Below are 16,931 nucleotides of genomic sequence, written 5' to 3' on the forward strand. Positions count from 1 at the left end.
ACCGCCCGCGGGGCGCCCAAAAACCGCCGAGGGGTGGCACGGCTGTCGACCGTGCCACCCCTCAGTCCATCCGGAACGCCAGGAGATCGAGTTCCCCCGCCAGGTCAGCCGCCCATGCCGACTGCTCGTCCCCCTTCATGAGTCCTTGCCTCGCCGCCTCGCACCAGTCCGCACGATCGAGCAGCGCGAGGTAGTCGCTCCGCGCGGTTTCCCAGAGGTGTACCGGCCCCACGGACTGCCTGTCGCCCGCGTCGCCGAGGCTGTGGACGAGCAGCGCCACAGCGAGGAAGCGCTCGGGCGAGGGCCCGAGTCGGGCGAGCGTCCGCGCATGAGCCTTCATGACCACCGAGGCGTACGGGTATCGCTTGAGGGACAGCCCCATGCCTTCGCAGCAGGACATCTCCTGAAGGATTCGCCCCGTGTGGTCGACCACGTCGCCGTGCACGTCGTCCTGGGCCATGACCTCGTGCAGGCCGACGAGTTGCGCGACCCTGCCCGCGAAGTACCCGTTCAGCACGTCCCCGTCGACGGCCCTCCGGGTCAGCCAGGACCGCACGGCGGGATGGTCCTCGACGAGCCGGCACAGGGCCTCCACCACGTACACCCGGCCCCAGCCGGTCACACGTTCGGCCAGCCACAAGAGCGCGTCGGCACCCTGCGGCAGCCGTTCGAGGGCGTTGGCGGAGAGCGGGCCGAAGGTGCAGGAGAGAAGTCCGACGGTCTGGATGCGCGGGATGTCGCGTGCCGTCCCGACGGCCGCGAGCAGCGCCAGCCCGACGACGACGTCGTACGTCTCGGTTCCATGGCGGACCAGCCAGCGTCCGGTCTCGCGGCCGCGCTCACCGGCTCGTCCGGCCGCCGCCGCGATATGCCCACTGGGGTGAATCGGTACGTGAACGTCGCGGAAGCGGCCGGTCAGGTCTCTCGGCGCCGCATGCGGATCAGCGAAATGCGCGTCGAGAAGGCGAGCGACATCAACACCGACGAGGTTGCGGTCGCGCGGCGGATCGGGCACTTTCCGGCGCCTGCGGCGAGCCTCGTCGGGGTACGGCTCGCCGTCCCGCGGGAGCGGTGCGTCCGGTGTCCGCCGATGCAACCGCAGTGCGTGTTCGAACAGCGGGGCCGTGGATCCGGGAATCGCCGTCCCGGTCGTCCCGCTCATCGGCGGCAGGTGCGCTCGATTCTGTTGATCATGCGCCGAAGCATCGCAGCACGGCACGAGGTGCGGCAAGCCTTTTCCCGGCGCCGGGCGCAGCCGTGCGGGGAGCCGCGTCGGCGACTCCCCGCAAGATCAGTACTTCACGCCTCAGCGGCGCCCGATGCTCAGCTGCAGCCGCTCGTCGAGCCGCAGCCCTCGCAGATGTAGCAGGAACCGGCCCGCTGCATCTTCGTACCGCAGGAGAAGCACAGCGGGGCGTCGGCCTGGATACCCAACTGCATCTCCACCAGTTCGGCGCTGGTGTGAGCCTGCTTCGGGGCGGGCTTGGCCGCCTCGTCGTCAGCCTTCGGGGCGGACACGGCCTTCAGGGACTGGCGCGGCGCCGACTGGGCGAGGCCCTCGACGTCGACCTCCTCCTCGATCGGCTCGTACGAACCGGTCTCCAGGTGACGCTGACGCTCCTCGGCGGAGTGGATGCCGAGCGCGGAGCGGGTCTCGAAGGGCAGGAAGTCGAGCGCCAGACGGCGGAAGATGTAGTCGACGATCGACGCCGCCATCCGCACATCCGGATCGTCCGTCATACCGGCCGGCTCGAAGCGCATGTTCGTGAACTTCGAGACGTACGTCTCCAGCGGCACGCCGTACTGCAGACCCACCGAGACGGCGATCGAGAAGGCGTCCATCATGCCCGCGAGGGTCGAGCCCTGCTTGGACATCTTCAGGAAGACCTCACCCAGGCCGTCGTCCGGGTAGGAGTTGGCGATCATGTAGCCCTCGGCGCCGCCGACGGTGAAGGACGTGGTGATGCCGGGACGGCCCTTCGGGAGGCGCTTGCGGACCGGGCGGTACTCGACGACCTTCTCGACCGTGGCCCGGATCGTCTCCTCGGCCTTCTCGGTGATCTCGGCCTTCTCCACCTCCTTGGTCTTGGCGGAGAGCGGCTGGCCGACCTTGCAGTTGTCGCGGTAGATCGCGAGCGCCTTGACGCCGAGCTTCCAGGCCTCGAAGTAGATCTCCTCGACCTCCTGGACGGTCGCCGTCTCCGGCATGTTGACCGTCTTGGAGATGGCGCCGGAGATCCACGGCTGGATCGCGGCCATCATGCGGACGTGGCCCATCGGGGAGATGGCGCGCTCGCCCATGGCGCAGTCGAACACCTCGTAGTGCTCGTGCTTCAGGCCGGGGGCGTCGATCACATTGCCGTGGTCGGCGATGTGGGCGACGATCGCCTCGATCTGCTCCTCCTGGTAGCCCAGGCGGCGCAGGGCCTGCGGGACCGTGCCGTTGACGATCTGCATCGAGCCGCCGCCGACCAGCTTCTTGAACTTGACCAGCGCCAGGTCCGGCTCGACACCGGTGGTGTCGCAGGACATGGCGAGGCCGATGGTGCCGGTCGGCGCGAGCACGGACGCCTGCGAGTTACGGAAGCCGTTCTTCTCGCCGAGGCGGAGCACGTCCTGCCAGGCCTCGGTGGCGGCGGCCCACACCGGGGTGTCCAGGTCGTCCATGCGCACGGCCACGCCGTTGGCGTCGGAGTGCTGCTTCATGACGCGGTTGTGGGCGTCGGCGTTGCGGGCGTAGCCGTCGTAGGGGCCGACGACCGCGGCCAGTTCCGCGGAGCGCTTGTACGCCGTACCGGTCATCAGGGAGGTGATGGCCCCGGCGAGGGCGCGGCCGCCGTCGGAGTCGTACGCGTGACCGGTCGCCATCAGCAGGGCGCCGAGGTTGGCGTAGCCGATGCCGAGCTGGCGGAAGGCGCGGGTGTTCTCGCCGATCTTCTGCGTCGGGAAGTCGGCGAAGCAGATGGAGATGTCCATCGCGGTGATGACCAGCTCGACGACCTTGGCGAAGCGCTCGGCCTCGAAGGACTGGTGGCCGAGGCCGTCGTCCTTGAGGAACTTCATCAGGTTCAGCGAGGCGAGGTTGCAGGACGTGTTGTCCAGGTGCATGTACTCGCTGCACGGGTTGGACGCGGTGATGCGGCCGGACTCGGGGCAGGTGTGCCAGTTGTTGATCACACCGTCGTACTGGATGCCCGGGTCGGCACAGGCCCACGCGGCCTCGGCGAGCTTGCGGAACAGCGCCTTGGCGTCGACCTTCTCGATGATCTCGCCGGTCATACGGGCACGGAGCCCGAACTCGGTGCCGTTCTCCACGGCCGTCATGAACTCGTCGTTCACACGGACGCTGTTGTTGGCGTTCTGGTACTGGACGGACGTGATGTCGTCGCCACCCAGGTCCATGTCGAAGCCCGCGTCGCGCAGGGCTCGGATCTTCTCCTCTTCCTTCACCTTGGTGGCGATGAAGTCCTCGACGTCCGGGTGGTCCACGTCGAGGACGACCATCTTGGCGGCGCGGCGGGTGGCGCCGCCCGACTTGATCGTTCCTGCGGAGGCGTCGGCGCCACGCATGAAGGAGACGGGACCCGAGGCGTTGCCACCGGAGGACAGCAGCTCCTTGGAGGAGCGGATGCGGGAGAGGTTCAGGCCGGCGCCGGAGCCGCCCTTGAAGATCATGCCCTCTTCCTTGTACCAGTCGAGGATCGACTCCATGGAGTCGTCGACGGCCAGGATGAAGCAGGCGGAGACCTGCTGGGGCTGCGGGGTGCCCACGTTGAACCAGACGGGGCTGTTGAAGCTGAAGATCTGGTGCAGGAGGGCGTACGCCAGTTCGTGCTCGAAGATCTCGGCGTCGGCGGGCGAGGCGAAGTACTTGTGGTCCTCGCCGGCCTTCCGGTACGTCTTCACGATCCGGTCGATGAGCTGCCGCAGGCTCACCTCGCGCTGCGGGGTGCCTACGGCACCGCGGAAGTACTTGCTGGTGACGATGTTGACCGCGTTCACCGACCAGAACTCGGGGAACTCGACGCCACGCTGCTCGAAGTTGACCGAGCCGTCGCGCCAGTTGGTCATGACGACGTCACGATGCGCCCATTCCACCTCGTCGTACGGGTGCACGCCGGGGGTGGTGTGGATGCGCTCGATACGCAGGCCCTTGCTCGCCTTGGTGCCCTTGGCGCGGGAACTCCGTGCCGGACCGCTCGCCGTCTCTGTCATGCCGCCTCCCTGTACGGGCGAAAACGCCCTGAAGTGCCACTTTGTTCCAGTGGCACGGTGTTCTGTCTTGTGTCGCGACCCGGCTGACACAGCCGTCCGCGACAGGTCTGGATCGCCGCCGATCGCCCGGACCCGCTGGTCCGGCGGTGCGGCCCGCCGTCAGTCGGCGGCGTCGGCGGGCACGAGGACCTGAACAGCCCCTCCGGACCCGCGGTCGTTCCCCGAGCGCTCCGCGGCCGCGATGTCGACGTCCTCGTCGGTCGCGCCGGGGCGCTTCTCCTGCTCTTCCCTGAGTTCCGCGATGGCGGCCTCGAAGTCCTCCAGCGAGTCGAACGCCCGGTAGACCGAGGCGAACCGCAAGTAGGCGACGAGGTCGAGCTCCTGCAACGGGCCGAGTATGGCCAGACCCACGTCGTGGGTGGTCAGTTCGGCGCTTCCGGTCGCGCGCACCGCCTCCTCGACCCGTTGGCCGAGCTGGGCCAGAGCGTCCTCGGTGACAGGCCGTCCCTGGCATGCCTTGCGGACGCCGTTGATGACCTTGGTGCGACTGAAGGGCTCGGTCACGCCGGACCTCTTGACCACCATCAGCGAACACGTCTCCACCGTCGTGAAACGACGGGAGCAGTCGGGACACTGGCGGCGCCTGCGGATCGACGTGCCGTCGTCCGTCGTACGACTGTCGACGACACGGCTGTCGGGGTGCCTGCAGAAGGGACAGTACATAACTCAAACCCTCCTCTTCAGCACGGCTCAATAGCCCCACGGGCCACTTGGGCCCCGCGGAAGCAGCCCCAAGCATAGGGGATGACCAAGGAGCCGAGGACCGGGGGCACCACAACTTCTGGGCCGTTACGGCAATCCAAGCACTACATGTAGGGCTTGGCTCGTAAATCCGCCCACGACGCGCGTGTCGCCCCCGTATTGGCATGTGCCAGCGGGGGACGCCGTCGCGGAGCGCATCCACACCGTCGCGGAACGGACGGGGATGCGGTGAGGCGCCACAGAGGAAGGGGGCGGTCCCCGGCGAACGAAGCACCGGGTGGCAGACTGGGCCTCGCGGCGAAGCGGCCCACAAGGCCGTCACCCCGGCGGTGAAGAGTACAGCAATCAGCACTTTTGTCCGCCGGACGCGAGAGTCCCTACACCCAGACCCCCGACCACGTCCGGTAATCCACGGTTTTTCACTCGAACGTGTGTTTGGCGCAACCTTTCGAAAGCAACTACCGTTGTGCTGCACGGGAGACCATCGAGAGGGGCCGACGTGACCACCACCGCTGACAGTGCCACCATCACTGCCCAGGACCGCTCCCAGAGCCGACTCGAGCCGGTGCATGCGATGAACGAAGCCACGAACCATGAAGGGCCCAAGCGCGCCCTGCCCGGCCGACCTCCAGGCATCAGGGCTGACAGCTCCGGGCTCACCGACCGGCAGCGCCGGGTCATCGAGGTGATCAGGGACTCGGTGCAGCGGCGCGGATACCCGCCGTCGATGCGGGAGATCGGTCAGGCGGTCGGCCTGTCCAGCACGTCCTCAGTGGCGCACCAGCTGATGGCCCTGGAGCGCAAGGGCTTCCTGCGCCGCGATCCGCACCGCCCACGTGCCTACGAGGTCCGCGGCTCCGACCAGTCCTCGGCCCAGCCGACGGACACCGCCGGAAAGCCGGCCGCTTCGTACGTGCCGCTCGTCGGCCGGATCGCCGCCGGTGGCCCGATCCTCGCCGAGGAGTCGGTCGAGGATGTGTTCCCTCTCCCCCGCCAGCTGGTGGGCGACGGAGAGCTTTTCGTCCTGAAGGTCGTCGGTGACTCCATGATCGAGGCCGCGATCTGCGACGGTGACTGGGTGACGGTCCGCCGTCAGCCGGTCGCCGAGAACGGCGACATCGTGGCGGCCATGCTGGACGGCGAGGCCACGGTCAAGCGCTTCAAGCGCGAGGACGGCCACGTATGGCTGCTGCCGCACAACGCTGCCTACGAGCCCATCCCGGGTGACGACGCGACCATCCTCGGCAAGGTGGTGGCGGTCCTGCGCCGCGTCTGACGCCCCGCGGCGGACGGTTGCCCGTACCGTCCCCGCCCCTGATCCGGGCCCCGGAATCCACTGCGCCGGTTCCGGGGCCCTGGCCTGTCCGGGTCCGACGAGCGACAACGCTCTGGTCCCGGGGCCCCGCCTGATCGCAGGGCCCGGTGTGGCAGAACGGCCGTTGGCCTCCCCGGGCGGGACCGGTCAACGGCCGTTCCTCATGCCTTCGCCGTCTCGGCCTCTTCCAGGTCCTTGGCCGCCTTGTCGATCGCGGCGAGCGACCTACGGACCTGGTTACGGTCCGTCGTGTACCAGAAGTCGGGCAGTGACGCCTTGAGATAACTCCCGTACCGAGCGGTCGCCAGTCGTTGATCCAGTACGGCGACCACGCCACGGTCCCCCTGCGCCCGAACGAGGCGACCTGCGCCCTGTGCCATGAGCAAGGCCGCGTGGGTGGCGGCGACGGCCATGAAGCCATTGCCGCCCGCCTCCTCGACGGCCTTCTGGCGGGCGCTCATCAGAGGGTCGTCGGGGCGCGGGAACGGAATCTTGTCCATGACGACAAGCTGACAACTGGGCCCAGGCACGTCGACGCCCTGCCAGAGCGAGAGCGTGCCGAAGAGGCAGGTCCTGGGGTCGGCCGCGAAACCCTTGATCAGTTCGCCGAGCGTCTCCTCGCCCTGGAGCAGGATCGGGTACTCCGGGATGCGGACGCGTAGCTCCTCCGCCGCCAGTTGGGCGGCCCGCATCGACGAGAACAGGCCGAGCGTACGGCCGCCGGCCGCCTCGATCAGCTCCGTGAGCTCGTCCAGCATGTCGGCCCGGTCGCCGTCGCGCGCGGGACGCGACAGGTGCTTGGCGACGTAGAGGATGCCCTGCCTCGGGTAGTCGAACTGCGATCCGACGTCCACCCCCTTCCACTGCGGGAGGTCATCCCCCTGGCTGCCCTCGGGTGCGAGGCCCAGCGACGCCCCCACACCGTTGAAGTCGCCGCCGAGCTTGAGCGTGGCCGAGGTCAGGGTGACGGAACGGTCCGCGAAGAGCTTCTCCCTCAGGAGGCCGGAGACGGACATGGGGGCGACGCGCAGGGACGCGCCGCTGTGTCGATATGCGGCTCCGCCTCGGGGTTCGTGCCGCTCGTACCAGACCACGTCCCACTCGGATCCGTTGGAGATCCGCTCCGCCACGTCGTGCACGGACTCCACGGCGGCCAGCGCCTGCTTCCGGACGGCGTCCTCGTCCTGCACGGACTTGTCGCGAGTGCTGCCGATCGCGGAGATCACCGTACGGGCGGCGTCACGCAGTGCCATGAGGACGTAGGCCAGGTCCTCGGGGATCTCCTCCAGGCGGCCGGGGAGGGCCAGCTCCATGATCCGCTCGAAGCCCTCGGCGGCTGTCTGGAGCTGGTCCGCGGCCTTCTCGTTCACCAGCTTCGCCGACCGCTTCACGGCGCGGTTGACCTGGCCCGGGGTCAGTTCGCCGGTCGCGACGCCGGTCACCCGTGAGACCAGTTCATGGGCCTCGTCGACGATCAGCACCTCGTGCTGCGGGAGCACGGGCGCGCCCTCGATGGCGTCGATCGCGAGCAGCGCGTGATTGGTGACGACGACATCGGAGAGCTTGGCCCGTTCCCTGGCCATCTCGGCGAAGCACTCGGCGCCGTACGCGCACTTCGTGGCGCCCAGGCATTCCCGGGACGACACGGAGATCTGCGCCCAGGCTCGGTCGGACACTCCCGGGGTGAGGTCGTCCCGGTCGCCGTTCTCGGTCTCCTGGGACCAGTCGCGCAGTCGCAGCAGGTCCTGGCCCAGCTTGCTGGTGGGCGCGGCCGCCTCGAACTGGTCGAAGAGGCCCTCCTCCTCGTCCTGCGGTACCCCTTCGTTCAGGCGGTGCAGGCACAGGTAGTTGGACCGGCCCTTGAGCATCGCGAACTCGGGGCGGCGGCGGAGCAGGGGGTGCAGCGCGTCGACCGTTCTCGGCAGGTCCCGCTCCACGAGCTGCCTCTGGAGGGCCAGGGTCGCCGTCGCGACGACGACCCGCTCCCCCTGGGCGAGCGCGGGCACCAGGTAGCCGAGCGACTTTCCGGTGCCGGTGCCCGCCTGGACGAGCAGATGGGAGCCGTCGTCGATCGCCTCCGCGACGGCTTCGGCCATGGTCACCTGGCCGGGGCGCTCCGTGCCGCCGACAGCGGTGACGGCGGCGTGCAGGAGTTCGTGGAGTGAGGGCTTCGTCATAGCGCGACCACCCTACGACTCACCACTGACAAACGGGTGGTCAAGGCGGAAGCGTGGGGCATGAGGGACGGGGTCAAGACCGGGTTCTCTTCGACGGGGCAAGGGTGGGCGGGGTGGGGGTGCGGCAGGGCTCGCCGAGACGGCTGATTCTCGTGGGTGCGAAATCGGGTCGGTCCTACCGGGAACCGGACCGCCGCGGGCGGTGTACCAGAAATGACGGCGTCACAGCGGATCCACATCGGATCTACATCAGATCGCGCAGGAGCCTGTCCCTGACCATGAGGGCGGCCCGCTTGTCGGGCAGGTCGACCTCGGCGGAGAACCGGAAGCCGGCGCTCAGAAAAGCGGAGACGGAGGGAAAGTTGCGAAGGTCGGGTTCGGCGATGACGCGGGCGCAGGAAGGTCGTCTGTCGAGGACGAGATCGGCGACGGCGCGGAGCAGGGTGGAGCCGAGACCCCGTCCCCGGTCGGCCACGGGGCCGATGAGGAGATGGATCCCGGTGTCGTGCGGGCGGGCCGGGTAGTGGCGGGCGATGGGGTCCAGGTCTGCCCGGTAGATCTCCCAATAGCTGTTGGGGGTGCCGTCCAGCAGCCCGAGGCAGGGCAGGCTCCGGCCGTCACCGTCGAGCTGGGACCGGAGGTGGTCCCCGGTCACCTCTTCGGGTCCGGCGAGCTTCCAGTAGGAGGCCACGGCGGAGTCGTTCATCCAGCGGGAGAGTAGTGGAAGGTCCCGTTCGACGCGGACGGGGACGAGGTGCAGTGTGCCCACGGCGGTATCGACCGGCCCCCAGCCGGCGAGGTGGTCGAGCAGGTCGCCCTGAGCGGAGGGTGCCTCCCGTCCGGCTTCGGCACTGCTGTCGCACAAGTAGCGCTCCTCGGCCATGAGAGCGAGGAAGTCGTCGGGCAGGCGCAGTTCGAGCGTGTCCTCGTTGCTCGGGGTCGAGGCGGTGCCGGTGTCGGTGGTCGCGTCGGTGGGAGGCATGGCGACGCTCCTCTCAGGAGATCGGGTAGGTCATGTGCCTCGGGGATGAAGGGAGTCGGAGTACGGGACGGCGGGTTGGACAGGGCGATGAGCGGCTGGGATGAGCGGCTGATCAGAGGTGGAGGGGATTGGCGATGGTGACGTAGACGGACTGGGTGTCCACCGGGCCGACGAGTTCGTCGAGGCCGTGGAGGCGGGTCAGCAGGTTGGCCTTGCAGCGCAGGACGGGTGAGTCGAGCAGGCGGGCCGGGAGGGGCGTGGTCAGGCGGGCGGGGCCGGTAGCCACACCGACGAGGAAACGGCGGAAGGCGGCCAGCAGAAGGCGCTCGTCGACGAGGCGCTGGGAACCGAACGCACCGATGAGTCCGAGCACGTTGTTGATGCCGAGGTAGTAGCCGAATCTCTCGTCGGCGACCTCGTCGGAGACGAACGTGTCACTGTGCTCGCCGATGCCTGGCAGCCGGGCGTCGAGGTCCGCGCGGCGGGATTCGCGGAAGTAGTAGCCCTGGTTGTCGCGGTAGCGGCCGCCCATGGGCCACCCCTCGGAGTCCAGCAGGACGAGCGTGTTCTGCTGGTGCGCTTCGAGAGCGATCCCCGCCTCGCTGTCCAGCCACAGGACGGGCCGCACAACCTGCTCCAGGTAGCGCAGGAACCACTCGACGGCGACAGTGCCCGGGCGTCGGCCGGTCCGTCCGGCGAGATGGATGACGAGGTCGGCGAGCCGCGACCGCGTGGTGAGGCTCTCGTGAGGAGGGAGGTTGTGGAGAGGCGTGTGTTGAGGCTCTCGGACGAGGTCGTCAGGGCGCCGCGGGTATGGGTGGGCGAAGCGCTGCCGCGCGTCCCCGAGGCGGTCCGCCTGTCGTTCGCCGGAGGCGTACGGCCGCGGAGACACTAGCCCGGCAACACAGGCGACGTCGTCCGCCGGGCGGAAAGGGTTGTGGCGGATCACCACGTCCAGGCCTGGTACGGGAGCGCCGTCCGGTGCTGTGACCGCCAGCCAGGCCGGATCGCGGACGATGTCGAAGCCTGGGTGGGCCGCGTGCCACTGCATGGCCAGGCCGGTGCGCAGCAGGCGGTGGACCTCGACACCGCGGTGCAGTTCCTTGCGGAGGTTCTCGCGACGGGAGTTGGTGATGCGCAGGCCCAGCGAGAGTTTCAGCATCGCGGGGGCGCCCGTGCGGTGAACGGTACGGAGGGAGGACGTGGGGTGCCAGGGAGGCCCGTGGGGGCCGAGGTCCCGAAGCAGCCCGGCGTCGAGGAGGGCGGCCACGGCCGGGCGGTGCCGGACCTCTCGGATCTGCCAGGGGTGCAGGGGTAGTGCGGCGTGCCCGTCGGGCAACGACAGACCCGTGCCGGCCAGCCTCGCGGTCAGATGTTCGGCGGGGATGACACGGCCGCGCTCGGTCCATGCCGAGTCGGTCGACAGAACGGAAGGCGCGATCGCCAACCAGTGCAAGGGGAAGGAGCCGCGCAACTCCGGCGCGTACAGCCGCGCTTCGGTCTCGGAGAGCCCCTCCCGGCTCTTCGGGGTGGGGTGCAGGGGGTGACCGAGGACGAGAGCCTGCTCGGCGGCTAGGAAACGGTCCGGATCGTTGGCGGGCTCGGGTCGGTGCTCGGTGAGGAACACGGCGACTTGTCGGGCGGAGTCGGCGACCCTGCAGAGCAGGTCGAGTGGGTCCGGCTGGTCGAGTGGGTCCGGCTGGCTCATGGTGTCGGGCGCGGGGATGTGTGGTGCCGTGGGTGAGGGCTCGCGGGTGTCCGGCGCTTGGGCGGGCCGGGCGGCCGACTCCCTGGCCAGCAGGGCCGCCACGGTCACCGCGTCGACGGGGGGTGCGCTGTCCGGGGTTCCGGCAAGGCGCGGGAGACCGAAGCGGTGCCAGCCGGTCGCGGACCGGTAGTGCACCGGGGCGAGGAGGGTCGTGCCGGTGGCGGGGAGAGGGACGTGAAGAGTGTCTTCGTTCAGGGGGGTGAGGTTGTGCTCGCGAACCCAGCAACGCAGCAGGTTCTCGACTGTTGCCGCTTGGGCGGCCGTGTACGGATCGGGGTGGCGCGGGGCGTCGGTGGCCCGGCTGGGCAGCGGCTCGGTGGTCCGGGTTCCGTCGGCTTGCCGAGGGACCGCATGGGCCCGTTCATGACGTGGCTCGGTATCGGGCGGTCGCCGTGCGTGTGGGGCTCGGGCTTCTGTCTCGTGATGGTGCGCGTGGTCTTCGCGATCGTGGGGGCGTGTCTCTGGGGCGGGCGGCGGCTTCAAGGCGGTTCCTGGGGTTGCTCGTGGGGGAGGCTAGGCGCGGGTTTCGGGGGGAGGTGCCGGGAGGCGTGCGGGGCGGTGGCGTGCTGGGGCCGTCTCCGGGGTGGGCGGCTGGTTCGGGAATGGGGCGATACCCGTTCCGGTCGGCTGCTCCGGTTGTCTCGGCGGTCATCCGCCCGGCAAGCGTCCGTGGCCCTCGGCGCGCTCGGACATCAGGCTTCTCGGGCCCCGCGACACCACGGTGGCGGCCACGGAGGCGACCGCGTCCGTCAGGCGGTCGAGCACGGCGTCGGACTGTTCGTCGGTGATCGTGAGGGGCGGCAGGAGGCGTACGACACCGGCGTGGCTACCTCCGAGTTCAACGATCAGTCCGCGGCGGAGGCACTCGCGTTGGACCGCGGTGGCGAGGGAGGGAGCGGGTGGGCGTGGGCGCGTGTCGTCGGGGGGAGGGTGTGCGTCCGGGGTGACCATCTCGATGCCGATCATCAGCCCTCGCCCTCGTACGTCACCGACGCAGCTGAAGCGCTCGGTGAGGCAGTGGAGTTGGGCGAGCATGTGGGCGCCGAGGGTTCGGGCGCGTTCAGCGAGGCCGTTCTCACGGACGTGGGCGAGGGTGGCGGTGCCGGCGGCCATGGCGAGTTGGTTGCCACGGTGGGAGCCCGTGTGGGCGCCGGGCTGCCAGGTGTCGAGGCCGTCGCGGTAGACCAGGACGGCCAGCGGGAGGCTGCCTCCGATGGCCTTGGACAGGACCATCACATCGGGGACGACGCCGCTGTGCTCCACCGCCCACAAGCGGCCTGTGCGGCCCACACCGGTCTGGGCCTCGTCGGCGATCAGCGGGATCGAGCGGGAGGCGGTGAGTTCTCGCATCCGGCGCAGCCAGCCGTCCGGGGCGGGGATGACGCCGCCGTCGTCCTGTACGGGTTCGAGGATCATGCCGGCGGGCAGCGGTACACCGGACGTGGTGTCGCCGAGGACGGCTTCGGCCCAGCGGGCGGCGAGTTCGGCGCCGCGTTCGCCGCCGACACCGAACGGGCATCGGTAGTCCTGGGGATACGGCAGGAGGGACACGCGTCCGTCGCGGGTGCCTCCGGACGTGTCGAGTGCGCCCGCCGTGATGCCGTGGTGGGTGCTGGTGAACGCGAGCATTCCGGTGCGGCCGGTCGCCAACCGGACCAGTTGGAAAGCGGCCTCGAGCGCGTCCATGCCGGTGGCCCCGCAGAACCGGACGCGAGCACGGTCCGCGAGGCCGGGCGGAAGGGTGCGGAACAGTTCGGTGGTGAAGGCGTCCTTGACGGGGGTGTCGAGGTCGAGGACGTGCATCGGGGCACCCGAGTCGAGGACTTTGCGGATCGCTTCGAGGACGACGGGGTGATTGTGGCCGAGGGCGAGGCTGCCGGCGCCGGACAGGCAGTCGAGGTAGCGGCGGCCGTCGGCTCCCTCGATGGTCAGCCCGCGAGCGCGTACCGGCACGATGGGCAGAGCTCGCGCATAGGTGCGAGCAGCCGACTCTCGCACGGTCCGACGCCGCAGGGTCCCGGCGTGCACCGAGCGCGCCCCATCCCGATCCCCCCGTGTGCGCACCCGCTCGTCCTCACACCCCGAGCGGGCTCGCTCGGGCCTTTGCCCCACCGGCGTCGCCGTAGACTCGGTCACCGCCACGACTGCACTTCCTCCCGCTGTCCAGAGGCGAGTTGACGGAGGGCACCGAGCACCGGCGGGTCCCCCGTACGTACCAACGACGCAAGGGGCACGGGGAAGCGGGTGAGACGAAGATCCTTGCCGTGACGGAGCAGTTGCGGGTGCGACACACGTGCGGGCGCTCGGTGTTCGCCATCCGATGAAGACATCGGTTTGGTTCCGGCAAGGCGCGTCCAGTCACCTGTCCGCGTCCTTCAGCCCTCGTCAGGGTCGCCGCCCCGGAGCCCTCGTCGCCGGGGCGGCGGCAGGACGGACACCGGCTCCCGGCCACGGTCCGGCCGTGGCCGACGAAGGGCTGTGGTCGCGGACGTCCTCCGGGTGCGGTAGGTGGCGTCCTGCCGTTGGGAGCGCCGGCGAGGCAGTGGTGAGGAAGGCACGCAAGGCGCTGCGCGAGCGCTGGAGGGTGTCGATGCGGTCGTCGAGGGCGCCGAGGCGGGAGCGCAGGAGCGTGGGGACTTCGGCGCACGGTTCGACGACGGTGTGACGAAAGCGGACGTGTGGGGATCTGAGGGGTAGTGAGGGGACGTCGCATCGACAGCCGTCGGGACGAATTGCCAGATCAGAATGCTCGTAGCGAAACCGTTGCCGTTCCCTCGGATGTCCCCCACAACGACCGCATAGTGTGTGGTGCCGTTCCGTAGGGACGCGGCTCGCCGATCCTCACCAAGCCACGCGTACGACCGCTACGTACGAAAGGCAGAAGTGAAGTGCCGTGCGTGATCCGCGTCGGCAGCACAGAGTTCTTCTTACGCCCCAGGGGGAGTCCAGACCATGCGACCCATACGACCGCTCTTCGCCGCTCGTGGTGGGAGGAGCACGCACAGGAGAACCTCCCCCGTTCTGGCCGCGGTCGGCCTCGCCGCGGTTCTGTCGTTGACCGCCACCGCGTGCGGCTCGGGCGACACCACGGCGAACGCCGATGCGTCGGCGTCCGCTCAGGGCAGCGACAGCGCGGGCGACGGCAAGATCCGGATCCCGGACGACATCAAGGACAGGCTCAAGGAACACGGGATCGACCTCGACAAGTGGCGGGGCGGGGCCTGGAAGAACTGGGACAGGGACGACTGGCTCCGCGAGGCGGAGGACTACGTCAACCCGATCATCCAGGACCTGTGGAACCCGGACCGGATGCGGGACGCCGAGGAACCGGAGAAGGAGGTCGACGAGAGCGACCTCACCGGCGACCAGGGGGTGACCGACCCGACGCCGGAGTCCGTCGACGCGGAGGCGGTGTCGGCGAAGTACCACGAGAGCGCGCCCGAGGCGGGCAAGGTGTTCTTCGACGCACCCGAGGGCACGATGGTGTGCTCGGCGACGGTGGTCCAGGACCCGGCCAACCCGGGCAGGTCCAACCTCGTGTGGACCGCCGGCCACTGTGTGCACGCCGGCAAGTCGGGCGGCTGGTACCGCAACATCGCGTTCGTTCCCTCGTACAACGACGGTGCGATGGCGGCGTCCCAGTTGGAGACGGCCACCAAGGAGCAGGTCGCTCCGTACGGGGTCTGGTGGGCCGACTGGGCACAGACGTCGGACCAGTGGATCGAGCAGGGCGGCCAGACGGGCGGTGACGGGGCGCCGTACGACTTCGCGGTGATCCATGTGACGCCCGAGGAGGGCAGCGGGGGCAGGTCCCTCGAGGAGATGGTCGGTTCGGCACTGCCGGTGGACTTCGACGCGCCCGCCGTGCCGCAGGTGGAGAGCATCACCGCGACCGGGTACCCGGCGGGGGCTCCGTACGACGGCGAGACGATGTACCGGTGCACGGACAAGCCGGGGCGGTTCTCGCTCGTCGAGTCCGACCCGACGATGTACCGCATCGGCTGCACCATGACCGGCGGTTCGTCCGGCGGCGGTTGGGTGGCGACCGGCGCGAACGGTGAGCCCGCACTGGTGTCCAACACCTCCATCGGCCCGGCGAGCTCCGGCTGGCTGGCCGGCCCACGGCTGGGCAAGGAGGCGGAGGGTGTGTATCAGGCGGTGAGTGACAAGTTCGGGTCGCAGTGACGCCGGGCTGACCCGTGGTCGTGCCGCCCCTGGACGGGCGGCAGTCGGAGGGCGTGCGGGTTCCGAGCGAGCGCCGTGCGCGTATCCGGGTCAGGCACCTGATGTGTCAGGGCCCCCGTCGACCAGGACGCGCACGGCGCTCGCATGCGTCGAGGATCGCTCCGGCCGCCGGGCCGGCCGGGCGGGTGGGTGGGACCATGGCCCTGGGGACGATCACCTCGTCCCCAGGGCCATGGTCCCAGTGCCACGTAGATGAGTCAGGCAATGACGGTGACGCTGCTGACGGTCACGGCCGGGGAACGTTGGTACAGCCGTTCCGCTAAAAATGATCATGAGGTCTGGATGAGATCTCTGTGTTCCGGTGCATGGCTCGGCCTGTGACGTTCGCGGAGGTCGATCTCCTCGGAGGCCGGTCGGCGGATGCGGGCCGCTCTCGCGGCAGCGGCTGGCCGGCGTCCGCCTCGGCTTGATCGGCTCGCTCGCCTCTTCGCGGACTCCCCTACAAGGACGCCCCTGTCTTCGAGCACCACGGTGAAGGTCAGCATGTCGTCGTCGATGGCGTTCGGGCTTCCGCCGTGATTGCCCGCGGCCACGGTGGTGGCCTGGCCTTGGGAGATCGGCGTTCCGGCCGCACCCGCCCGCGGCGCCGTCATCCGGCAGCAACTCGCGCACTGCCCAACCCCGTCGTTGCCTACGGCTTCGGCCAGCGCGACATGACCCCACCCGGCTGCTCAACAGGACTGCCTGTCAGCCCGGTTTCCGCGGTCGGACTCGGACTCACTTGCTGAAAACGGCCCGCGCAACCTCATCAGGGGCGGGGCTCGCCTCCGCGAGCAGTACACCGTCGGCGGACCAGATGCCAGAACGGCCGGACGTGCGGTCGAAGCCGCCACCGGTCGGACCTGCGAAGGCCGCCATGGCGACCCACACACCGTGGTCGGCTGCGACCCGGCGGGCGCGCTCGCCGTGGACCTCAGCCTCGTGATCGGCGTGGACGACTCCAGCCACATATCCGTCGATGCCCAGCGCTGCGGTCCTCGCGGCATGTGCGGGGATACCCGTGTCGCGGCAGACGGCGAGCCCCAGCCGCACCCCGTCCACGTCGATCACGGCGGGCTGCCCGGGCACGAAGTCGACGGCCTCACTGCCGTGCAGGTGAACCTTCCCGTACGCCACGCGCACGCCGTCTCCGTCGACAGCCAGGATGCCGATGTGCGGACCTGGCACGGGCGCGCCGACCAGGGCGAGCGTTCCGGTTTCGGCGCACGCGGCGACGATCGGAGCCAGCCGTTCATCGTCGGGGGAGATCGGCGCCGCGTCCAATTCGTATCCCGTCAGCGACATCTCGGGGAAGACCACCACTCGCGCGTCCGCCGCCCGAACGGCAGCCGCGTGGGCCACCGCGTTGGCCGTCACGTCGTAGGCCGTGCACCTCGGCTGCGCCACCGCGATGCTCAACCGCTGCTCCACCCCGGACTCCCCTCGTCCAATCGCACGATCATCGTTCCACCAGCACCACTGCTTGCC

The 16,931-nt window shown here is 69.7% G+C and carries 10 protein-coding genes; 2 read left to right on the forward strand and 8 right to left on the reverse strand.

Annotation, left to right across the window (positions count from 1 at the left end):
- Window positions 1-61: 61 nt before the first annotated feature.
- From ACFY9I_RS24690 to nrdR, 3 genes are all read right to left on the reverse strand, one after another.
- Window positions 62-1,162, reverse strand: a complete 1,101-nt coding sequence (locus tag ACFY9I_RS24690) for a hypothetical protein (RefSeq protein WP_391005072.1) — start codon at window positions 1,160-1,162, stop codon at window positions 62-64.
- A 161-nt stretch (window positions 1,163-1,323) separates the two neighbouring features.
- On the reverse strand, window positions 1,324-4,215 hold the full coding sequence (locus tag ACFY9I_RS24695; RefSeq protein WP_391005074.1) for a vitamin B12-dependent ribonucleotide reductase: 2,892 nt from the start codon (window positions 4,213-4,215) through the stop codon (window positions 1,324-1,326).
- 159 nt (window positions 4,216-4,374) lie between these two features.
- Entirely contained in the window at window positions 4,375-4,938 is a 564-nt protein-coding gene (nrdR, locus tag ACFY9I_RS24700) for a transcriptional regulator NrdR (RefSeq protein WP_391005076.1), read from the reverse strand.
- 538 nt (window positions 4,939-5,476) lie between these two features.
- Here nrdR and lexA point away from each other — a divergent pair.
- A complete protein-coding gene (gene lexA, locus ACFY9I_RS24705; RefSeq protein ID WP_020114122.1) occupies window positions 5,477-6,253 on the forward strand; it encodes a transcriptional repressor LexA in 777 nt (258 codons plus the stop codon).
- A gap of 200 nt (window positions 6,254-6,453) precedes the next feature.
- On the opposite strand, the gene ACFY9I_RS24710 is transcribed toward lexA, so the two are convergent.
- The 4 genes from ACFY9I_RS24710 to ACFY9I_RS24725 form a co-directional block, all read right to left on the reverse strand.
- Window positions 6,454-8,469, reverse strand: coding sequence for a helicase C-terminal domain-containing protein (locus tag ACFY9I_RS24710; RefSeq protein WP_391005078.1), 2,016 nt, complete (start codon window positions 8,467-8,469; stop codon window positions 6,454-6,456).
- Between the two features lie 244 nt (window positions 8,470-8,713).
- Entirely contained in the window at window positions 8,714-9,451 is a 738-nt protein-coding gene (locus tag ACFY9I_RS24715; protein WP_391005080.1) for a GNAT family N-acetyltransferase, read from the reverse strand.
- A gap of 112 nt (window positions 9,452-9,563) precedes the next feature.
- Complete coding sequence (locus tag ACFY9I_RS24720; protein WP_391005082.1) at window positions 9,564-11,702, reverse strand: IucA/IucC family protein; 2,139 nt, start codon at window positions 11,700-11,702, stop codon at window positions 9,564-9,566.
- A 165-nt stretch (window positions 11,703-11,867) separates the two neighbouring features.
- Window positions 11,868-13,361 (reverse strand): diaminobutyrate--2-oxoglutarate transaminase family protein, encoded by a 1,494-nt coding sequence (locus tag ACFY9I_RS24725; protein ID WP_391005084.1) that lies wholly within the window; start codon window positions 13,359-13,361, stop codon window positions 11,868-11,870.
- Window positions 13,362-14,171: 810 nt separating this feature from the next.
- Between ACFY9I_RS24725 and ACFY9I_RS24730 the strand changes: the two genes are divergently transcribed.
- Complete coding sequence (locus ACFY9I_RS24730; RefSeq protein ID WP_391005086.1) at window positions 14,172-15,404, forward strand: trypsin-like serine peptidase; 1,233 nt, start codon at window positions 14,172-14,174, stop codon at window positions 15,402-15,404.
- A 777-nt stretch (window positions 15,405-16,181) separates the two neighbouring features.
- Here ACFY9I_RS24730 and ACFY9I_RS24735 read toward each other — a convergent pair.
- Complete coding sequence (locus ACFY9I_RS24735; RefSeq protein ID WP_391005088.1) at window positions 16,182-16,874, reverse strand: nitrilase-related carbon-nitrogen hydrolase; 693 nt, start codon at window positions 16,872-16,874, stop codon at window positions 16,182-16,184.
- Window positions 16,875-16,931 lie beyond the last annotated feature (57 nt).

Source organism: Streptomyces sp. NPDC012510 (assembly GCF_042955065.1).
Classification (GTDB): Bacteria; Actinomycetota; Actinomycetes; order Streptomycetales; family Streptomycetaceae; genus Streptomyces.

Excerpts from the sequence above, each read along its gene's own strand:
- ACFY9I_RS24730 (WP_391005086.1), top strand. The coding sequence starts at position 14,172 with ATGCGACCCATACGACCGCTCTTCGCCGCTCGTGGTGGGAGGAGCACG.
- ACFY9I_RS24715 (WP_391005080.1), bottom strand. The coding sequence starts at position 9,451 with ATGCCTCCCACCGACGCGACCACCGACACCGGCACCGCCTCGACCCCG.
- nrdR (WP_391005076.1), bottom strand. The coding sequence starts at position 4,938 with ATGTACTGTCCCTTCTGCAGGCACCCCGACAGCCGTGTCGTCGACAGT.
- ACFY9I_RS24710 (WP_391005078.1), bottom strand. The coding sequence starts at position 8,469 with ATGACGAAGCCCTCACTCCACGAACTCCTGCACGCCGCCGTCACCGCT.
- ACFY9I_RS24695 (WP_391005074.1), bottom strand. The coding sequence starts at position 4,215 with ATGACAGAGACGGCGAGCGGTCCGGCACGGAGTTCCCGCGCCAAGGGC.
- ACFY9I_RS24690 (WP_391005072.1), bottom strand. The coding sequence starts at position 1,162 with ATGAGCGGGACGACCGGGACGGCGATTCCCGGATCCACGGCCCCGCTG.